At 43.3% G+C, this 21624-nt stretch carries 15 protein-coding genes; 7 read left to right on the forward strand and 8 right to left on the reverse strand.

All coding sequences use genetic code 11. From position 1 onward, the window contains the following. The first annotated feature begins 333 nt into the window (after positions 1-333). The 3 genes from JGK07_RS02850 (at position 334) to JGK07_RS02860 (ending at position 3082) form a co-directional block, all read left to right on the forward strand. Entirely contained in the window at positions 334-570 is a 237-nt protein-coding gene (locus tag JGK07_RS02850) for a Calvin cycle protein CP12 (RefSeq protein WP_293151347.1), read from the forward strand. Between the two features lie 311 nt (positions 571-881). Further along, positions 882-1502 carry a DUF3177 family protein gene (locus tag JGK07_RS02855; RefSeq protein WP_293183011.1) on the forward strand — a complete coding sequence of 207 codons (621 nt, stop codon included), beginning with the start codon at positions 882-884 and terminating at the stop codon, positions 1500-1502. Positions 1503-1627: 125 nt separating this feature from the next. Next, positions 1628-3082: a hypothetical protein gene (locus tag JGK07_RS02860; RefSeq protein WP_293183013.1), complete on the forward strand. Its 1455-nt coding sequence runs from the start codon at positions 1628-1630 to the stop codon at positions 3080-3082. Here JGK07_RS02860 and JGK07_RS02865 read toward each other — a convergent pair. Both JGK07_RS02865 and JGK07_RS02870 read right to left on the reverse strand, forming a co-directional pair. Beyond that, positions 3015-6476 (reverse strand): response regulator, encoded by a 3462-nt coding sequence (locus JGK07_RS02865; protein WP_293196341.1) that lies wholly within the window; start codon positions 6474-6476, stop codon positions 3015-3017. The two genes, JGK07_RS02860 and JGK07_RS02865, sit on opposite strands and share 68 nt — an antisense overlap. A 63-nt stretch (positions 6477-6539) precedes the next feature. Then, on the reverse strand, positions 6540-6668 hold the full coding sequence (locus JGK07_RS02870; RefSeq protein ID WP_293183017.1) for a hypothetical protein: 129 nt from the start codon (positions 6666-6668) through the stop codon (positions 6540-6542). A gap of 681 nt (positions 6669-7349) precedes the next feature. On the opposite strand from JGK07_RS02870, the gene JGK07_RS02875 reads away from it, so the two are divergent. From JGK07_RS02875 to JGK07_RS02885, 3 genes are all read left to right on the forward strand, one after another. Beyond that, on the forward strand, positions 7350-7496 hold the full coding sequence (locus JGK07_RS02875) for a hypothetical protein (RefSeq protein WP_293183019.1): 147 nt from the start codon (positions 7350-7352) through the stop codon (positions 7494-7496). Positions 7497-8431: 935 nt separating this feature from the next. Beyond that, positions 8432-8713 carry a peptidoglycan-binding domain-containing protein gene (locus JGK07_RS02880; protein ID WP_293183021.1) on the forward strand — a complete coding sequence of 94 codons (282 nt, stop codon included), beginning with the start codon at positions 8432-8434 and terminating at the stop codon, positions 8711-8713. A gap of 70 nt (positions 8714-8783) precedes the next feature. Further along, positions 8784-9056 (forward strand): peptidoglycan-binding domain-containing protein, encoded by a 273-nt coding sequence (locus JGK07_RS02885; RefSeq protein ID WP_293183023.1) that lies wholly within the window; start codon positions 8784-8786, stop codon positions 9054-9056. 446 nt (positions 9057-9502) lie between these two features. Here JGK07_RS02885 and JGK07_RS02890 read toward each other — a convergent pair whose 3' ends face one another. The 3 genes from JGK07_RS02890 to JGK07_RS02900 form a co-directional block, all read right to left on the reverse strand. Then, the gene (locus JGK07_RS02890; RefSeq protein ID WP_293190614.1) at positions 9503-12901 is read right to left on the reverse strand and encodes an ATP-binding protein; all 3399 of its coding nucleotides are present in this window, start codon (positions 12899-12901) and stop codon (positions 9503-9505) included. 358 nt (positions 12902-13259) lie between these two features. Beyond that, positions 13260-16535, reverse strand: coding sequence for a response regulator (locus JGK07_RS02895; protein WP_293196343.1), 3276 nt, complete (start codon positions 16533-16535; stop codon positions 13260-13262). 120 nt (positions 16536-16655) lie between these two features. Next, on the reverse strand, positions 16656-17576 hold the full coding sequence (locus tag JGK07_RS02900; protein ID WP_363319660.1) for an aliphatic sulfonate ABC transporter substrate-binding protein: 921 nt from the start codon (positions 17574-17576) through the stop codon (positions 16656-16658). A 460-nt stretch (positions 17577-18036) separates the two neighbouring features. Between JGK07_RS02900 and JGK07_RS02905 the strand changes: the two genes are divergently transcribed. After that, positions 18037-18336: a hypothetical protein gene (locus tag JGK07_RS02905; protein ID WP_293151314.1), complete on the forward strand. Its 300-nt coding sequence runs from the start codon at positions 18037-18039 to the stop codon at positions 18334-18336. A 179-nt stretch (positions 18337-18515) separates the two neighbouring features. Here JGK07_RS02905 and atpC read toward each other — a convergent pair whose 3' ends face one another. The 3 genes from atpC to JGK07_RS02920 all read right to left on the reverse strand — a co-directional run bounded on the left by atpC (position 18516) and on the right by JGK07_RS02920 (position 21471). Further along, positions 18516-18923, reverse strand: coding sequence for an ATP synthase F1 subunit epsilon (atpC, locus tag JGK07_RS02910; protein WP_293151311.1), 408 nt, complete (start codon positions 18921-18923; stop codon positions 18516-18518). 163 nt (positions 18924-19086) lie between these two features. Next, a complete protein-coding gene (gene atpD, locus JGK07_RS02915; protein ID WP_293183033.1) occupies positions 19087-20544 on the reverse strand; it encodes a F0F1 ATP synthase subunit beta in 1458 nt (485 codons plus the stop codon). Positions 20545-20670: 126 nt separating this feature from the next. Continuing rightward, entirely contained in the window at positions 20671-21471 is an 801-nt protein-coding gene (locus JGK07_RS02920; protein WP_293190619.1) for a PEP-CTERM sorting domain-containing protein, read from the reverse strand. Positions 21472-21624: the final 153 nt, after the last annotated feature.

Here is a 21624-nt window from a genome sequence, read left to right on the forward strand (position 1 = left end):
CTCGACTCAATCTGTTTAGTGTTAAAAGCCGTGTTCAGCAAAATCTTAAAAGATAAAGCTCAATACAGTTTGACACACCAACTTCGTGTAATGTTTTCATAAAAAGTCAGGTCAGCTCAACCTGCATTCATGCCTGTGGACTAGAACCCGCCGACGGGATCTGGGCAAAGCAGGAAGTAAAGACGGCGGCCGCGATCGCAGTTAGGGATGGTTTCTATCTGGGCTGCCACAGCAGCACATCTCAAGCTAGTATTAGTTGAGATCGCCAGACAGAAACGGCAAGTCAAACACAAGCTAACATCCAAAAAGAAAACCTTTCATACCAACAAGTTTATGACAACAACACCCGCAGGCAACATCGAAGAAAAAATTGAAGAAGAACTAGAAAGCGCTCGTACCGTCTGTGACTTGAAGGGCGCCACTTCCGGGGAATGTGCAGCAGCGTGGGACGCAGTTGAAGAACTGCAAGCTGAAGCTTCCCACCAAAAGCAAGTCAAACCTAAGAATTCTTTTGAAAAGTATTGCGATGACAATCCTGACGCTGCTGAGTGCCGCATCTACGACGAATAAACGAGCAACTTAGTTTTCTCCCTTCGATCCCGCGCCGAAATTAACTTTTGGCGCGGGATTTTTTGATCGGTTTATGAAGCAACTAAGGAATGAGAATTAAATAACTTACAATTTTTTTTATTGTTCTTGTGGGATGGGCGTCCCGCCCGTCCTTTCTGGACGGGCGGGACGCCCATCCCACAAATATGTGTAAATTATTTAATTCACGATCCTAAGAAGACCTAAAAAGACCGCCGTCTTATCTCATCCCTGCTTTTTGAGCGCTTTTGTAGTAAAATCTGTCAGAAATAAGTAAGTATATTTTCCCAAAGATGTTTAGTCTTTTATTGGCAGCCACCGGGCCTTGGTTTCAACCACTTGTGTGGATGGATTACCGGTTGTCGGTGTTATTAACCATTTCGATCCCGCTGGTAGTGCTGATTTGGGCTGTTTTTGCTTCATCTGACGCGATCGCCCGTTTGTTGATGATTTATTGGCGGGTGGCGAGTTTGTTGGCAATTACACTTTACCTGATGATGGCTGCACTGCCTGTAAGCTTTGTGTCGTCGGTGATGGGGAGGGCATTGATTCCTGCTTGTCTGTGGTTTTGGGAAGATTTAAACGACGAAATTGCCGATCGACCGCAGTCGTCTTTAAAGCTGGCTTTTACAGCTTGGCGGTGGGCGATTACTGTTTACAGCGGTTTGGGCGCTCTAGCTCAAATTCCCTTCTTAACCTGTGCCTTTAAATCTCAAATACAAGTAATTGACGAACCTTTTTGCAGCGTTTGGTTTGACCCGCCTTGGCTGTACAAACAGATGTTTCATGCTAAAGCAAGCCCTCAATTTTTGGGATTTTTGGGTTTGACAGGTTTAGCAATTTATGTGGTTTACTTATCATACTTTGTCCTAATTAGATTGGGAAAACAAGGCAGATCTGCTACAGGGAATTAAGTTGATTTCAAGGAAGTATTTGCTTCCTAAATTCCTGTTAATCTCTTCAAAAAAACTCAGAAATAAAAAACGGGGCAAATTTACGGAAAAATAAAAACAATAAGAGGATGGTAGAAGTGGGTGTAATGTTAGTGGAAAAGACTGTGATTGATAGCAAAGAAGCATACTTACAATGCTTAGAAAAGCTGATTTGGGCGATCGCTCGCCTCAACGCAGAAGTCGAACCAACCGAACTAGCTCGGATTGCCGAACTTATAGTTCAGCCGATGACCGGGCCCTGGCGGTTTTTCCATACTCCCGAACATATTTTTGAGGTCGGGGGAAATCAAGATGCGATCGAGGTTTTGGCAGCTTTATTTCACGATATCGTCTACGTACAAGTCGATCACAGCATTAACTTTAACGTCAGCTACTACATCACTCCTGTTACCAAAGAGGTTAACAAACAGCTACGGATTCGGGAGCAATCTGAACTCCCTGCTGATGCTACCTTAGAAATGGTAATGCTCATATTCGGTTTTGTACCCGGAGAAGTGCTCAATCCCTTCGTCGGACAAAACGAATTTCTCAGCGCTTTAGTTGCAGCAAAATCTCTCGAACCATTTCTCAAGCGCGAGCAATTGCTTCAAATTGTCGCCTGCATAGAAGAAACAATTCCGTTTCGCTCCGCCGAGTGGGGAGTAACCCCAACTCGGCGCCTTTATGACCGCTTGCAAGCAATAACTAGCCTGTTTCACCTCAGTTTAACTGATGAGCAAATACGGGAAACCGTGAAAAAAGCTGTGCGAATTGCCAACCGGGATGTAATTAGTTTTGCTCACGAAAGTTCAGCCCATTTTTTGGCAAATACCTGGAATTTACTACCGGAAACTAATCACAATATTACCAGCTACGGTTTTTATACGGTTCGCGACTACCGAGTTGCTTTGCTGAAGATGGAGGGTTTTCTGACTTATCTCAAGCCCGAGGTGATTTTTCGGCAGTTTGAGGGAACCCCAGACGATCGCACATATCAGCGCTGGGAAACTACTGCTAGGTACAATCTCGAAATTTCCCAGCTTTATCTGGGGTGCAAACTGGCTGCTATCGCCCTACTGGAAGCTCTTTCTTCCGGTTTGGGACTCGATGTTTCTCTGGCCATGATGATGGGAGAACTGCCAGATAGAGCCGATAAAGGCATCCGTCTGGAAAGCTTTTTTCCTGAAATAGAGAAACCTCACCAACCTCAAACTCCTTTAGAAACAGAAGTATTCAATTTATTAGAAAATGGGCGGGCGAAAAGCAGTTCTAATACCGATTTGGAAAACTCCCCCCTAGCAACGTTTATGGTCAAAATTGTGGGATTTGACGAAATGCGCTATCAGTGCGATCGGGCTAAGCAATTTTTTAGGGCCAATCTGGAAGCCGATGACTTTATTACCGACTTTAACCCCATCGTTACAGAAATTGTCGTTGACTCAATTCTTAAGTTGTTTGAAACCCGCAAATCTACTATCTACCGATACTACGATATCACTTCTGAGTTAAAGTCCAAACCCCAGACCAATTTTCCGGTACGCCTCTCTCAATCAAATGATTGACTCGCTCCAAATACAGTGCAGCCGTTTTATCGTCAGGATTAACGGCTAAAACTTGATAAAAACAGATTTTAGCAGCCTTAAATTCGTGAGAGCGATAATGTTCTAAACCCCGTTCAAAATCAGTCTGAGTTTGTAACTTCATTTCCCTGAGCAACTCTGTTTCCCCATCGAGGACTTCATAGATAGAAATTGGCTGCTGTTTTCCCTTGACAATTACTCTATCTAAAAAACGGATTTGATACTGTTCGCGATCCGTCAAATTATCCAAAACTTTCTCGGAAATTATCAAAGATACTCCATATAACTTAGTGAGACTTTCCAGACGAGAGGCTAAATTGACATTATCCGAAAAAGCATCTCCCTGCATTCTCTCCGCTTCCCCAACTATACCCACCATCATGTGACCAAAATGCACTCCTACGCCGACTTGAATCGGTGGATATCCGCTGTGTATGCGATCGGCATTATATTCGTACACTTGTTGCAGTTTAGCGATTCCACCTTTGACAGCATCGTCAGCACCGTTGGGAAAAACAGCCATCATCCCATCTCCTAAATACTTGACAATAAAGCCGTGATGTTCTCTAATTTTTGGACTTACTTCTCGCAGGTAATCATTAACAAAGTCAAAGTTTTGCTGCGGAGTCATCGTTTCGGAAAGGGCAGTAAACGAGCGAATATCGCTAAACATGACTGCCATTTGTTTGCTGACATGATTCCCTAATTGGATATCCACAATGCTTTCTTTTTTCAAAAAGTCTAAGAAAGCATCGGGGAAAAATCGCCCGTAGGCGCTATTAGTTTGCGATAAATTGATGTGAGACTTAATTCTGGTTAACAGTTCGTCTTTCGAGAAGGGTTTAGTTAGATAGTCATTTGCTCCGAATTGAAATCCTGCTATTAAGTCTGATACTTGATTTTTGGCAGTTAGCATCACTACGGGCAACTCGTGAGATGGGTATTTCTCTCTGAGTTTAGCGCAGACTTCATAACCAGACATTCTGGGCATCATGATGTCGAGAATGATTAAGTCAAAATGCACCCCGCTTTCCAAGAGTGATAAGGCTTGTTCGCCGTTTAGTGCCTGAATGACACTGTAATTTTGTAGAGAAAGGTGATTGTTTAAAACTTGCAGGTTAATCGGATCGTCATCAACTATCAAAAGTTTAAATTTTTCGACTTCTAATAGCGCAGTGGCTTGCTTTACTGGATTCGGAGCGGGTTTAGGCACATTCCAATTGGAGGATAGATAAGTTTTATTTCTGTTGTTTTCTGATTCTGAATCCTGAATTGGCGATGCTAGCTGCCGATTTATTCCTGCTTCGCTAGGATGAATGGTTTCGGGAGAAAGAGGTAGGGTAAATGTGAAACGCGAACCGATGCCGATTTGGGATTCTGCGTATATTTTGCCGCCGTGGAGTTCGACAAATTGTTTGGAGAGTGTCAAACCTAAGCCTGTGCCTCCGTATTGCCTGACTGTGGAACCGTCGCCTTGTTCAAATGGTTCAAAAATGCGATCGAGATTAGCGACAGAAATTCCGATTCCTGTGTCGGAAACCGTGACAGCTATTTGAAAATCTGGGTTTGATGCTGGGAGATTTGACGGGGACACTCCCAGAGATGTTTTGCCGTCGGTATCTACAATTGCTGCTGATATTTTTACCGTGCCGGATTCCGTAAATTTAATCGCATTTCCAATTAAATTGTAGAAGATTTGTTGCAGGCGGTTTTCGTCGGCTAAAACTAATGGCAAATCTGAATCGATGGCATTAATTAATTCTAAATCTTTGCCAGCCGTTAAATGTTGACAAACGGTGAGAATCACTTCGACAATTGACCTCAATCCTACACTCTGAAGCTGCAATTCTAGTTTCTGATTTTTGAGTTGGGCAAAGTCAAGAATGTTGTCAACAAGTTCGTTGAGTCGCCTGCCACTGCTGGCAATCATTGAGAGGTTTTGTTGTTGAATTTCTGATAACGTTCCGGTGGCGCCGTCAATCATTGATTCGGCAATGCCGATCATTCCGTTAAGGGGAGTTCGGAATTCGTGGGAAGTGTTGGCTAAGAATTCGTCTTTGAGTTTGTCGAGTTGCTGCAATTCTTGATTCTGAGTTTCTAGGGTATTGAAGGATATTTGCAGTTGAGATGCCATGCTGGTAAAGGATTTGGCTAGCTGCCCTACTTCGTCGGTGCGATCGAGATCCAGCTCAACTTTGTGCTCCCATTCTCCTCCCGCAAGGTTTTTGGCTGCTGCGTTTAATCGGAGAATTGGCTTTGTGAGCGATCGCGCTGTCAAAGTTCCAATAATTATTGATAGAAATAGGGCAGCGATACAAAGTAAAATAGTGCTGCGGGTGTTGCTATTGATTTCATCCATGAAATCGTTTGCTGGAATTACTACCACCACCAACCAATCCAGTCCTACCTGGTCTTTATAGGACAGAATATGTACAAAATTAGATTGATTGTTAAGTTTAAATTGTAGCTTTTGTGGTGGTTCAACTAAGCTCAAGTTGAAACTACTAATTATGTGTTTTGCTGCCGATGCAGTTAAGGGATTTGTGCTATCAATTGCTGGCAAGCGTTGCAATTTGCCACTGGCGTCAGTAATGTACGGTTTTTCCTCCGTCGAACTGCCAACTATTGCGCCCGATCGCTCCATAATAAATACCTGACCCGATCGACTAATTTTGATTTTTCTAAGAAAATCGCTAATTTGACCCAAAAGAATATCGACTGCCATGATGCCACGAAAGTCGCCCTTCTTATCATAAAATGGCTGAGCCACAGTGATTCCCAAATCGCCTTGAAAAAATGTATAAATCGCAGTCCATATCGGTGATTCGGCTGCGGTTGCACCAATGTACCAAGGGCGAGTTCGCAAGTCATAAGTTGGTTCAAAACGCAACAGCTTCGTTCGATCGCCGAAAGCATCTAGCTCATAAAAAGAACGTCGGGGAAAGTTTTCTGTAATTCTGGTAACTAATTGACCAGATTCCTCTCGACTAACTCCAATAAACTGACCTTCTTTCGTCCCTAAATAGATTTGACGCACCGATGAAAATATTTTTACCTGCTGCCAAAAGGAGCGTTCAGTTTCTAGAAAATCTTCAGGTCTCAGTTTCCCAAGTTGAGCTGCACCTGCGTTGAGTTGGACAATATTATAAGGTTTTTCTAAGTAATGCGCGAGGTGTTCTTGAATGCGCCCACTGATTTCGCCCTGCAAGTTGTCTGCAAGTTTTTGAATTGCTTGTTGTCCATTTTTGAACGACAAATATCCAACTATACTGACTACGGCGAAAGTTTGCACGACGAATGGCAATGTCAACGCTAAACCGAGGGGCATAGTACCAGATATTTTTGCGATCGATCTACTAATTATTTTCACTAACATAATAAATAGTCTAACTTCTCAGAGATCCAGCCCAAATCCGCAGATTGTTGCATTTGAGCATAATTAGTAATTAGTTTCAGCTAATTGGCGATCGCGAATTCCGCGCAAATTAGCAATACTGGCTGCGTGATGTAATAAAAAGCACCGAGTCAAACATACGCAAATTCCCCAATTTAACGCATTGTACCTCATGATATAAATCTCCGCTACACAATTATTCCCTGCTACTTTACATAATTAAGTGCGGCCTCATAGAATGTCTAATTAAGTCAACCCTCAACCCTCAACTCTCAACATCCATCTGTTACATCCATTAAAATATATTAGCCAACTTCCTTTCTTGTGTCACTCATCTAAGCTACCTCAAACAAGCGTCACTAGAAAAAGCGACTGTTAAACCGCTTTTCCCCACAGCTACAACTGGGGAATAGCAAGTCTAGCAACTCGCAAACAACCAAGGTCAAATCAAAAAACCATCCAAAGCACAAACGCAATTCACATTAAATGACGTTGGGGCTGTTATTGTTACTTACTACCTGAAACTATGCCGTTATCCAAAATGAAAATATCCGCTAACTTCAGCGATGGTTGAATGCCAGCGGAGCTTGTTGGGCAATTACTGATAGAGCATTCAGCGGGCTTATTTCCCGCACCAATACTAGAAGTTTGTGACAACGGCAGATGAGCGAGGGAACACTCGACTATTGATAGCAGCGCATCTAAACTTTATCGCATCAAATCGCCAAATTATATTTGTTTTGCAACATAAATATTAATTTTGGCAGTCAACTATCGTTCGCAATTGAATTAATCATGTATAAATCTGATAACTTTTGTTACCGCCTAATTGTTGGCAGTTTAGCAGGATCGATTATGATTTCACTTACTTTTGGCATGACACTCTCTGTCATGGGCAAGGAAATCCCTCCGCTTTTTGTTGTGATTGGCAGTAATGCGATCGGCGCCATCTCCGGTCTGCTAGCTCCTTCACCTTCAGAAAAAGAAGCAGAAAAAAAATAGGTTGTTTGTGCAGCAAGTCTATTCAACCTTACTGACTAGGTAAGTAGTTGCGCTTCAGCGCGCTCTTTATAAGACAATACAGTTGACTTAAGAAAAATCTGACTTGCCCAAAATGGCTATATTGCCAGAAAATCGTCAGATTAAATTCATCAAAAGCATTAAGTAAACCGTATTGAAATACAATCCACTCCATCAAGAGAAGAGTTTTGAACCACAGAGGGCGCAGAGGGCGCAGAGGGCGCAGAGTATTGCGAGGGTTTTGGATGTCGTAAAAAAACCTTTTATCCCTCCCCTCTCTGTGTTCTCTGTGTTCTCTGTGGTAAAATATTCTTAATATCTACTTCACCTCTTTATAATCCAAAAATCGTCAGATGAAATTCATCAAAAGCGTTAAGTAAACCGTATTGCTTTATAAGATTAGGAAAGAGCGCGATGAAGCGCAACTACATACCTTGGCTCAAGTGCGCCATATCGAGAAAATCCCCAGATCTTAATAGTTGGGGATTTTCGTATTTGAATATGTCATTAAAAAATAGTTGCGAGTAGCGATACTTAAGCTAATTTGAACCAAAAAATCCCGATATTATCTTCGTCAATATAAAATATTTTTTTATATGAAATAACCAAGCACTATCTCAATACGCTAAAGAATTGGTTGAAAGCCTCTCTCTTTGGCGTAGAAATTAAAATCAGACGATTCATTACTCCAATCCTCGGACTTCTAGGTAGAGGTCGCTATCCCAGGTCAACTGTCAACTGTCAACTGTCAACTGTCAACTGTCAACTGAACGAACCTCGTTTCTTCTGTCACTCATCTGAGCTACCTCAAACAAGCGTCACTGAAAAAAGCGACTGTTAAAGCACTTTCCACCACAGCTACAACTAGGGAATAGCAGGTTCAAACAACTTGCAAACCACTAATCCCCAATAAAACCATGCAAACCACAAACGAAATTCACGCTCAATTACCGATGTGCTCTTCCTTGCCCACACTGCGACGAAATGATAGCAGCCCTGCCGCCAATAAAGACGTGCGCTATCTCCAACAATCCTTAGTTAAAAAAGGATATCCCGTAGCAACTGATGGATTCTTCGGCGCCAAAACCGAACAAGCAGTCATCAATTTTCAAAAGAAAAATAAGATTACTGTTGATGGCATTGTTGGCCAGCAAACTTGGACGAAATTAGGCGCTTGCGTTAGCGAACCTCCTTGTTAAATCACTGCCAACATTTGCCCGCACTTCTTTGTCGATCGCAACTTGCAAACAATAAATGGAGAATCCAACCATGCAAACCACAAACGCAACTCGCCTTGAATTACCTTCCTGCCGTTATTTTCCCCTACTCCAACGCAACGATGCTGTCACCCAAAATGAGGATGTCCGCTACCTCCAACGAGTTTTAAATGTCAGTGGAGCTTCCCTAGATACTGATGGATCGTTCGGCGCGAAAACCCAACAAGCAGTCATCAGTTTTCAACAGCAACAAAAAATCGCTGCTGATGGCATTGTCGGCCCAAAAACTTGGAATAAATTGGGCGTTTGTACAACTATATTTTAAAGTTTGTACTACCATATTTTAAACAGAGTAGGGCGTGCCGTGCGCGCCCTATCTTTTATAGCAACCGCGCCCGATGCTGAGGACGTTTTTAATTGCTGACACCAATGCGATCGATTCGGGAGCATCTCATTTTTGAAAAAAGCATTTTTTATTATAGTGCTGTCCCCGCTCAAAAAAGGATCGTAGTACGGACTTCAGTCCGCTCTTTAAAAAATGCTTCTTGCAAAACTGAGATGCTCCCAACTAAAGTCTTCTTCCCGAATCCCTGTTTTTACCAGAAGAGCAAAGCCGAAGCGAACCCTCTTCCTTAGGAGCGCGAATTAAATAATTTACACATATTTGTGGGATGGGCGTCCCGCCCGTCCAGAAAAGACGGGCGGGACGCCCATCCCACAAGAACAATAAAAATTGTAAGTTATTTAATTCTCCTTCCTTAGAAAAGCTGCCTACTTTTCCGCCCCGTCTTCCACCCCAGACCACCCCTCGGGTACTCCATACATTCGATACTTGCGAGAGCGCTTGAAATATAGCGTTGCTACCAGATCCTCAGGATTGATTTCTAAAATATTCTCAAATACTTTTTGAGCAGCAACAAATTTTTTCTGGTAGTAAAAATTGAGAGCTTCTTGAAAAATCTCCGCAGTTTGCTGTTTGAGGAGAATGCTTTGTTCTGTTTCTGCATCATAAATTTCAAATACCGACACAGCAGTTGTCTTTCCTTTCACCGTTACTCGATCGACAAATCTGTAGTTGTATGTTTCTGAATCGTCCAGGCGATCGATAATTTCACCGCTAACGAGAATTCCAGAGCCGTAAACCTTAGTCAATCCTTCCAAACGAGACGCGAGATTCACCGCATCAGAAATCACGGTACTTTCCATCCGTTCTCGCTCGCCAATTGTACCCAACATCAAATTGCCCGCGTGCAAACCAATGCCGATCGCGATCGGCAACAAGCCGTTTTGTTCTCGCTGCTCGTTGTAGATACTCAATTCTTTTTGCATATCAATTGCTGCTCGCACACCATCTGATGGAGATGTCGGAAACAAAGCCATGACTGCATCGCCAATATATTTGTTGATAAACCCGTTGTTTTCCCTGATTGCAGGACTCACCCTTCCCAAGTAACTATTAATAAATGCAAAGTTTTCGGCTGGTGTCATCTGTTCTGAAAGTACCGTAAAAGAGCGAATATCAGCAAAAAGTACAGTCATATTCTTTTCCTGATTGTCGCCTAATTTGACTTCAATAATACTCGGTCTTTCAAGCAAATCTAAAAAATCATGCGGCACAAACTTGCCGTAAGCTGCATTCAGTTTTGCCATACTAATTTGCGTCTTGATTCTGGCTAACAATTCCTTTTTGATAAAAGGTTTAGTTATATAATCATTCGCTTCTGAGTTAAAAGCTTCTACCAAGTCACTCGTTTGATTTTTGGCCGTCACCATCAGAATTGGTATTTCTAAAGGTGAGTATTGTTGGCGAACTGCTCGACAGACTTCATAACCAGTCATCTGCGGCATCATTACGTCGAGTAAAATCAAGTCTGGCTTAAATCCTGATTCAATCAGATTTAAAGCTTCTCTGCCGTTGATCGCTTGAGCGATCGCATAGTTTTCCAGAGCGAGATTATTGATAATGACCTGAATGTTAATTGGTTCATCATCGACCACTAAAACTTTTACTTTTTCACCTTCTTCTATCAAGTCCCTTTTGGTTAAGATAGTAGAATTTACTAGAGATGATTCGGAGTCTAATTCAGGAGCAAGCAAAATCTCCTCGCCCTCGGTTAAACCAGGCTGTTTGCTGTTAATTTCCGGCTGACTCTCTGAGACTGGTAAAGTAAAAATAAATTGGGAACCTACGCCTACACTTGAAGATACCGAGATTTTACCGCCGTGTAATTCCACTAATTTCTTGGCAACAGTTAACCCTAAACCCGTCCCACCATATTCTCTAGCAGTGGAACCGTCAGCTTGTTCAAATGATTCAAAAATTTGCTCTAATTTATTTTCGGGGATGCCAATGCCTGTGTCGGATACAGTAATCGCCAATTGGGGATTAGGTGATGATTCTTCAGGGCTCGTTATCAATGCTGCTGAAATCTCAACTGTGCCGCTTTCAGTGAATTTAATCGCGTTGCCGATTAAGTTATAAAGTATTTGCTCCAAACGATTCTCGTCGGCTGCTATTGGTGGCAATTCCGGAGCAACTGAGTTAATCAATTGCAATTTTTTTGTGCCTACCAATGGCTGACATAATTTGAGAATCACAAAGACGATTTCTCGGAGGTTGACTGACTTAGTTTGCAGTTCAAGACTTTTGTGTTTGAGCTGAGAAAAGTCGAGGATATCGTTTATTAAAGAAGCCAATCTTTTTCCTGACGATGCAATCAAAGCTAAGTTGAAATTGGTCGTTTCTGGCAGTTTTCCGGTAGCACCGTCTATCAAAGATTCTGCAATCCCAATAATGCCGTTGAGGGGAGTGCGGAGTTCGTGGGAAGTATTGGCTAAGAATTCGTCTTTCAGTTTGTCCAGTTGCTGCAATTGGGTATTTTTAGTTTCTAAGGCACTAAAAGATGTTTGCAGTTGTGCTGCCATGCTGTTAAAAGCAGTAGCAAGCACGCCCAACTCGTCGGAACGATCGAGCTTGACAGTTCTGTCAAATTGTCCTTGAGACAAATCTATTGCTGCATCTTTTAATTTTAAAATTGGTTTGGTAATCCAGCGAGAAGTGCAAATTCCGATCGCAGTAGCTACAGCCAAAGCTGCCAGACATAGCAAGATTGTAGTTCTATTGCCGGCATTTATTTGTTCCATAAAATCGGCTTCTGGAACGACGACGACAATGAGCCAATCTAAACCTTTGCCATCTTGGAATGGCATAACTTTTAAAAATTGCTGCTTCCCGTTGATTTCAAAATGGATTAGTTTCGATTCGGTAATTTGCTGCAAGTCTTGAAAGTGACTTTCTAAGTATTTAGCTGTACTCTGGGTTACGATATCGCTGCTTTCTTTGACTTGAAACTGTTGTTTTTTACCGTTTTTGTTGCGGAAAGGTTTTTCTGGGGTGGAAGTTGCCAGCAGCGTTCCCTTTCTTTCGATAATAAAAGTTTGACCGGATTTGCCTATTTTGAGGCTGTTTAAAAATTCACTGATACTGTCCAGACGTAAAGCAGTAATTAATACTCCGTCTAGCTGTTTCTGGTTGTTGTAAACTGGTTGCAGCGCGCTGAGGAGCAGTGTGGGTTCTAGCGAGGAGACATCCACTGAACTCCAAGTGGTTTTGCCTGCTACAGAGGCATCTTTGTATAAAGGGTTCTGTCGGATGTCGAAGTTTTTGATGGTGGCTGCTATTTTTGTGCGATCGCCCGTATCATTAGTATTGTAGGAATAAAAATTAAATTTGGTAGACGGGCCGGAGGCGTTAATCAATAAAGTCCCATTCGACATCTTTTCGCCAGTGCGGTATTCTCCATTGCGATTGGCGAATGAGGTAAAATTGATATAAGGATATAATTGCACTTGCCGCCACAGATACTTTTCCCAAGCTGGCAAGTCTTTGATGTTCACAAAACCCAACTTCAGTGCATCCAGCTTGCTTTGATTGATCTGGTGCGGAGTTTGCAAATAAGTTATCAAATTTTGCTCAATGCGATTGCTCACTTCCCCCATTAACTGATCTGCAAGATCGTTCACGGCTTTTTGAGAGTTCTTAAATGATAAATATCCCACAATTCCCACTGCCGCAAATACTTGCAAGACAAACGGAACTATGAGTACAGTTTGCAGCGTCGTTTTTCCTGAAAGTTTGGCAGCTAAGCGATTGAGAGAAAAAGTTGACATAACATTAATTTAGATTAAAAGACACGGTTTATACTCGGAGGGAAGCTACACCACTGTTAAGTATTGTAAACCTTGTTGTAGTTGAACAAAAGTTACACAATAACAGCCTGATTCTAGGTTGTTTCCTGAATCGCTGTCAAACCTGAGATTTTTTATAGAAACCAGGTTTTTTTTCGCATAGCTTTACGCATTATATTCGATTATGAAGTCAAACCTAGCGAACTCTACAGCGGATTTTCGGGGAAATTCCCCATTTTGGGTCTTCAGGCTTCGGTATGAATATATTATGACTGAGACTAGCTCCAGAAAAATCGATGAAGACCTGAAAATTTCTGACTTCAGATTGATGCTACTTTTACTACTTTTCATCCAAACATTCTATCCCCGACCATCCTTCTGGAACTCCATACATTTGATGTTTCAGAGAGCGCTGGCAGTAGATTGCTGCCAACTTATCTTGAGGATTTGTTTCGCAAATATTCTTAAAGATTTTTTGCGCTTTAGGAAAATTTTGCTCGACATAAAGCTGTATACCTTGTTGAAATACAGCAGCAGTTTCCTGTTTTAGCTGAATGCTTTGTTCTGTTTCTGCATCATAAATTTCAAACACCGACACGGCAGATGTTTTCCCTTTTACGGTGACTCGATCGACAAATCGGCACAGATATTGCGATCGATCGCCCAAACGCTCTAAAATTGATTCAGTAACGAGAATTCCAGAGCCGTAAACCTTAGTCAATCCTTCCAAACGAGACGCGAGATTCACCGCATCAGCAATCACGGTACTCTCCATCCGTTCTTCTTCGCCAATCGTACCCAGCATTAAAGTGCCCGCGTGCAAACCAATACCGATCGTAATTGGTGCGTAATCCCTTGTTTGTCGGCGATCGTTGAAAAGAATAACTTGTTTTTGCATTTCCACTGCCGCGCGAACAGCATCATCTGCCGACTCAGGAAATAGTGCCATAATCGCATCGCCAATATATTTATCAATGAAACCTTTGTGATCGCGAATTACCGGACTGACTCGACTGAGGTAGCTGTTGAGAAAATTAAAATTTTCTTGGGGAGTCATAGCTTCGGAGATAGTTGTAAAGGAGCGAATATCAGAAAATAAAACTGTCATTTCTTTCTGGATTTGATCGCCTAGTTGAACATCAACAATACTTTCGTGTCCCAAAAATCGCAGAAAGTCGTGGGGCACAAATCTACCATAAGCTGCATTGATTTTTGTGAGACGGATGTGAGTTTTGATTCGAGCTAGCAATTCATTTTTGAGAAAAGGTTTAGTTAAAAAATCATTGGCTCCTGCATTGAAACCTTGCACTAAGTCAGATACTTGATTTTTCGCGGTTAGCATGACGATTGGCAATTCGCTAGCCGTGAATTTCTCCCTGACTTTATCGCAAACTTCGTAACCAGTCATCCGTGGCATCATGATATCTAGCAATATTAGATCGGGTTTGTAGCCTCTCTCGATAAGAGCTAAAGCTTCTCTACCGCTGCTAGCTTCGGCAATTGTATAATTTTCAAGAAGTAGATTGTTAGTTAATACCTGAATATTTACAGGTTCGTCATCTACAATCAAAATTTTTACTTTGTTGTTTTTCAAAGAACATTTAATAGCACTCGAACTGTTATTGTTAAAACTTGGTGGAGCAGCTTCATTAATTATCAACTTGCGCTCTTCTGTTCTCGAAACTAAAGAATGTCGAGCAGTTGCTGGCAACTGCTTGTCATCGAGATATTGATTTTTAGAAATTGGCAAACTAAAGGTAAACTGGGAACCAACACCGAGTTCTGAAGATACTTGAATTTCGCCACCGTGCAGCTCGACTAACTGCTTTGTAACTGCCAAACCTAAACCAGTTCCTCCGTGTTCTCTAGCAGTGGAGCCGTCTGCTTGTTCAAAGGATTCAAAAATTCGTTCTAACTTATCTTCAGCAATGCCAATTCCCGTATCGGATACGGTAATTTGCAGTTTTGACCTGACAATTAAAGATAGAAGCTGGCTCGTTACTGAACTTTCTTTTTTTGCCAACTGCGACGATTCCAAGCCGATCGCATTCGCCGAAATTTCTACAGTACCATTGTCGGTAAATTTAATCGCATTGCCGATCAAGTTGTAAAGAATTTGTTGCACCCGATTTTCGTCGGCATCCACCAGGGGAATGTCGGGAGTGACTGAATTAATCAACTGCAAGTTTTTTGTGCCAATTAGAGGTTGAGAAAGAGTTACTACGATATCGACAATTTCTCGAATGCCGACGGGCTTGATTTGCAGTTCAATATTTTTGTGTCTCAGCTTGGAGAAATCGAGAATGTCGTTGATGAGATTTGACAGTCTTCTGCCACTAGATGCAATAATTTCTAGATTGGAAATAGTCAGTGCTGGTAATTGTCCTGTAGCACCATCGATCAAAGATTCTGTTAAACCGATAATGCCGTTTAGTGGGGTGCGGAGTTCGTGAGAAGTATTGGCTAAAAATTCGTCTTTGAGTTTGTCAAGTCGCTGCAATTGAGCATTTTGATGCTCTAATTTTGTGAAAGATACTTCCAATTGACCGGCCATGCTGTTGAAGGCATTAGCTAATTTTCCTAGTTCGTTAGATGAGGCAATATTTACCCGAGTTTCCAATATGCCGCTAGTCATTTGAGTAGCTGCGGATGTTAGAGATTTTAAAGGATTTGTGAGCGATCGCGCAAAAGCGACTCCCAAGCCCACGGCGGCGAGGGCGCTGACGGCGGTAACTGCACCCATGACGTAGATGAGCGATCGCACGGGAGCGTAAGCTTCGGCTGTAGGTAGCTCTACAACCACCATCCACTGTACCCGACGGACGATCGCACCCGTTCCCATGACTTCTTCCCCGTGCCAGCCTCGATAAACCAGCGGAGATTGCATTCCCGAAGCTAAAGCTAATTTCGATAACTCTCCCACAAACGATCGCCCTTTCAAATCTGGGAGTAAATACGGATTAACCTTGTTTCCTGTTTCCGAAATCAGCACCGAGCGGTTGTCGATAACATAGCTGTATCCAGTTTTTCCAACTTGCGATCGGGCTGCAATTTGAATTAAAAAGTTTAGACTTACTCTGGCAAATAATACTCCAGCAATTTTATTTTTACTGTCACGAATAGGTACGGCTAAATTAACAACATTAACCGTTGTCTTCATATCGACATCTACCGAGCTAACATAATTTTGAGCCTGTCGAAACGTCTCCCAAAATAGAGGCGCATCTCCCGAAATACCTGCTAAACTTAAGCTAGATGTAGAGTATGATTCGTAAGGCGACATTACTTGTACGACTTGACCTTTACTGTTTAAAATTCCCACCACTTCGTAGGCGCTGTTGCTATTGATTAATCCTTCAAGAATGCTGCGCTGAGTTTCAGTATTAAATTCTGTTAGGCCACGCAATTCTGACAAATAATTAAGTTGGCGCTGCAAGTTATCCAGATAAGCGCTAATTTGGGCGGCCGCAGCTTGCGATCGCTCGTACTGAAGCTGTTTTGTCTGTTCTATTTGTCCCCGAAAGCTGAGGTAAGCTAACGTACTCCCTGCCATCAATACGCTTGCCACAACAATCGAGACAAAACCATAACGCAGTTGATTGGCAATTGAGGACATTTGATTCTGCTACTTAACAGTTTTAACTCTCTTTCTCTAGGATACACCTAATTTCATTTTTCGTAGCGCTGCTACAATCGCCACCTTTAATTTATCGTTACCTTTGGCTAACTTGTGGTTTTATAAATCTAATTTTTGTTTCCAGATCCGATCTTCAATCCAAATTCGATCCGGCAGGAGTCCCAACCTAAAGAAAATTTCAGCAATGCGTTGTTGTTCTTCAACTGCCCTATCTTGAATTGGTAACAAATCGTAGGTACGGCTTTTAGTTAAACTTCTAGCTGTGGTTTTTTTCATTCCGGTTCGAGCGGTAATAAAGTCTACTGCTCGCTCGGGATTTTTAGTTATCCAATTAGCCATCTGTCGCGTTTCTCCCATGACTGTTTTAACAATATCGGGAAAGTCGCTAGCAAAAGAGCGACTTGCCAAATAGAAGTTTCTGTCATTGATCAGTTGCTCGCTATCAGTCAGGAAATGAGCAGGCATGGTTTCCTGTAACTTAGCTAAAAACGGCTGCCAAACCGCCCAAGCATCAACTTCGCCTCTCAGAAATGCTTCCTGAGCTTTTGGCGGAGACAAATCGACTAATTCGGCATTTTTTAACTTCAATCCGCCTTGAGTTAACGCCCGAATTAACAAATAGTGAGCTGATGTTTTCCGAGTGGCTGCTATTTTCTTGCCTTTAAGATCTGCGAGAGTCCGAATAGGAGAATTTTCAGGAACTATGATGCCAATGCTGCCAGGTAAAGCTGAATCATTAGCAATATAAACGAAAGGTATGCCCTCTGATTGGGCAAAAATTGGCGGCGTAACTCCTGCATAACCCAGATCGATTTTTCCTTGTCCTATTGCTTTTAAAATTGGTGGCCCTGTGACAAATTCCGTCCATTCTACAGACCATCCCATTTTTGCTAAACGGGTTTCCAAAGATCCTTTAGCTTTGAGATAAAACAGGGATCCGAAAGGCTGATGGCCGATTCTTACTATTTTTGTTAAGTTTGAGAATGAGTTTGTTTTTTTTGCTGTAAAGCTATTTATCAGATCGGAGTTGCAACTTGCTACAGTTAAACTCAAGCAAAAAAATAGTATAAATAGCAGCGAATATTTCCAAGCCAAATGCTGTTTAATATTTTGAATCAAAAACGATAATTGAAACCTCGGCTTTTTGTGGCTCATAAAATATCGTCGAAGTAGGTTGTGCAGGAGTAATATTTTCCAGATGTTTTTGACAATACTTATATTACAATACGGTTCAGTTAACAATCTAATTGCTTTGCGCGCAGATAAATTCATTGAGAAGCACCATAGTCTTTGCGATTGCTTCGCTAAGAGCTCGCAATGACATACTTCGCTAACCCAAGCGTATTGACTTATATTATGTCCGCTGATTTCCGGGTGTTAAAAAAGGTAGAATTAAATATAAAATTTTGGCTGGCTGTCTCTGAAATTAGCGACCAAATTAAGCTATATTATAGCAGATTTCAGGAATGTGAGATTTGCTATGGCTGACTCTATTGCTCGCCGTTTGGAACAATACACGATCGCCCGATCGCACGAAGTGTTAATCGTGAAGGCCGAAATAGACGGCGAATTCGACGAAATTGCTATTTTTAAAGGGTTTTCTAGCTCCCTGGTGCGATCGACCGCGAGCGATCCAGAAGTGCCAGTTTTGCCGGAGACAGCAAAGATTGTTAGTGTCGATCGGCTCTATAGTCCCTACAATCCAAATAACCCCCGCTATATCGAGCAAGGGCTATCTTGGGAAACAATGCAATTTCTCTTGTCCGAAGCCGGAGTTTAGAAGACCGGGCGGTTTCAACCGCCGTCTATACAAGAACACCGGGCGGTTTCAACCGCGTCTATACAAACAAAACCCTTCTAGTGCGGGTTGAAGAACTGGCGGTTAACATTACGTTATTTTCTTCAGTCCGCGGAGGCGGACTTTGTTTTTGTAGGCGCGGTTTCAACCGTACGTCCTATCTAAATCGTGCCGCCGGCCGCTTGAAAACGAGCTCTCGCGCGTTTGATTGCTTGCTTAGCTTGAATTTGCTCTTGCAAAGTGCCACTAGCAGAGCTTTCCAAACGAGCTTCTGCTTCGGTGTAAGCAGTACGAGCAGCTTCTTTATCAATCGTTTCGCCTTTCTCAGCGCCGTTGACAAGGATAGTTACTTGGTTTTCTTGGATTTCTGCAAAGCCGCCCATCAGAGCAATAGACACCCATTCCTTACCAGGACGGACGCGCATCACTCCGGTATCCAAAGCAGTCAACATCGGAGCGTGACCGGTCAAGATACCCAATTGGCCTGTCGTGCTTGGCAGAATTACTTCTTCAGCATTAGAATCCCAAACAGTTTTGTCTGGGGCCACTACGCGCACAGTTAATGTCATAAATAGTGAATTGGGAATTGGGAATTGGGCATTGGGAATTGGGCATTGGGCATTGGGCATTGGGCATTGGCCAAACAGGTAATTGGTTATTTGTTAGTTTCAATAACCAATAACCAATTACCAATTACCAATTACCCATTACCCATTACCCATTCCCTACTTTCTACTTAGCGTCAGCCTTCATTTTTTCAGCTTTGGCGATCGCTTCGTTGATATCGCCAACCAAATAGAAAGCTTGTTCAGGTAACTCATCAAGTTCGCCACCCAAAATCATTTGGAAGCCCTTAATGGTATCAGCCAACTTGACGTACTTACCGGGGGAACCGGTGAACACTTCTGCTACAAAGAACGGTTGAGACAAGAAGCGTTCAATTTTGCGAGCGCGAGAAACAGTCAAGCGGTCATCTTCCGACAGCTCGTCCAAACCCAAAATCGCAATAATATCTTGCAATTCCTTGTAGCGTTGCAAAATAGACTGCACCTGACGCGCAACACCATAGTGTTCTTCGCCTACAATGCTAATTTGCAACATTGTGGAGGTAGATTCCAGGGGATCAACAGCCGGATAAATACCCTTCGCAGCCAAACCGCGAGACAACAAAGTTGTAGCGTCTAAGTGAGCAAAAGTCGTAGCCGGCGCTGGATCAGTGAAGTCATCCGCAGGTACGTACACAGCTTGAACCGAAGTAATCGAACCTTCGGTAGTCGAAGTAATCCGTTCTTGCAAGTCGCCCATGTCTGTACCGAGAGTCGGCTGATATCCCACAGCCGAAGGCATCCGACCCAACAAAGCCGATACCTCAGATCCCGCTTGTACGAACCGGAAGATGTTGTCAATGAACAAGAGTACGTCTTGCTTGCTGACATCGCGGAAGTATTCGGCCATCGCTAGAGCCGACAGGCCCACGCGCATCCGAGCACCTGGTGGCTCGTTCATTTGACCGTATACTAGGGCAATTTTCGATTTGCTGCGGTCTTTTTCGTCAATAACCCCAGACTCGATCATTTCTTTGTAAAGGTCATTACCTTCACGGGTGCGCTCGCCCACACCGCCAAACACGGACACGCCGCCGTGAGCCTTGGCGATGTTGTTCACGAGTTCCATCATGATCACGGTTTTGCCGACGCCTGCGCCGCCGAACAAACCGATTTTGCCACCGCGACGGTAGGGAGCCAGGAGGTCGATGACCTTGATCCCTGTTTCAAACACCGAAGGCTTGGTTTCTAGTTCGGTGAAAGCCGGCGGCTGGCGGTGGATGGGCATACTTTCGGAAGTATTGACCGGGCCGAGGTTGTCTACGGGTTCGCCGATGACGTTAAAAATACGGCCGAGAGTCGGGATTCCGACGGGAACTTGGATCGCTTCCCCGGTATCTAATACTTCCATACCGCGCATTAAGCCGTCGGTGGTACTCATGGAAACTGCACGCACTTGGCTGTCTCCGAGGAGTTGCTGAACTTCGCAGGTAACAGAAATGTCTTGACCTGCTTCGTTTTTGCCGGCGATCGTAATAGCGTTATAGATTTGGGGCAGTTTGCCGCCTGGGAATTTTACGTCTACAACTGGCCCGATGATTTGGGTGATGTAGCCTACGTTCGTTTTTGTTGCGGTGGATACCATGAATAGTGCCTTTGTTAGGATTCTATTTTTCCCGTTGTGGAAAAAGTCTTAACATTTAGAAATGCTATTTCTCAGAGTACCACTGAACAGACTCACTATTTAGATTTGTATGGGGATGCTTAAGAGTCATTTTTTTGGTTGCTGCTGTCGCTTTTTTTTGCCGCGAGCCGCCGCCAAAGCCCCGATCCCCAGCATGGTGCCGAACACTGTCACAGGCTCGGGTGCTAGCTCGGCGGAGACGGTGAAGTCTTGGAAGTCGCGATCGTTTCCTCCTCCGGCATCGTCGAAGGAGATTTTGCTTCCCTGAGCCAGTTGGGCCATTGTGAGCGATGAATATTGTTCTGGGCCTTTACCGCCGTTGATACTTGTAAATGAGTCGGGGGAGCGGGGGTTGAGCCCAAATTCGCCAAATACGGCTTGCTGACATCCGGCCACCACACAGTCATCTCTGCGAAACTGGGTGTTGGCGGCAAACCATTCGGGGCTGTTCATGAAGGTGCTGCTGGAGGCGTACTGCTCGAATTGTTTGCCACTGCCGCTGTCACTCCAGAGCAGCAGGGCATAAACTTGATCCTGCAAAAAGGTGAAGGTTTGAGTTGGGGAGCCGTTGTTCGATCCCACGGAGTTGCCGAAGGTTCCTTTCCATTCATCGGCGTTCCCGTTATCTGAGGGTTTGAACTCGTAAAACAGTCGGGTGATGTTGCTGTAGCCATTGGCTCCTGTCTGAGCTTGGGCTACCCACAAGCTAGACTGGTAAGCGCCGTGAGATTGGTCGAATGTAAAGTTGATATTGGTATCTCGATCGAACTGGATGCCAGTGCTGCCAAACATGAAAGCTCGGGCGGGCGTGCAGATGCTGAGCAAGATTGTGGTTGCCAAGCTGGCGACTGTAAAAGATGTTTTTTTGACTAGCGTTAAGGTAGTCATAACCCTGATTCCTCCAATATTGTTAGTTAGTAAGCTGGTCAATGCTATCTTGTCAAGACAGGAATAGACGATCGCGACCCTCGGATATTAAGGGCGATCGTCAAACCGACAAAACAGACTCTACGGCAGTGACTCTACGGACTGATATCACTT

Source organism: Microcoleus sp. PH2017_24_DOB_U_A, assembly GCF_020738205.1.
GTDB lineage: Bacteria > Cyanobacteriota > Cyanobacteriia > Cyanobacteriales > Microcoleaceae > Microcoleus.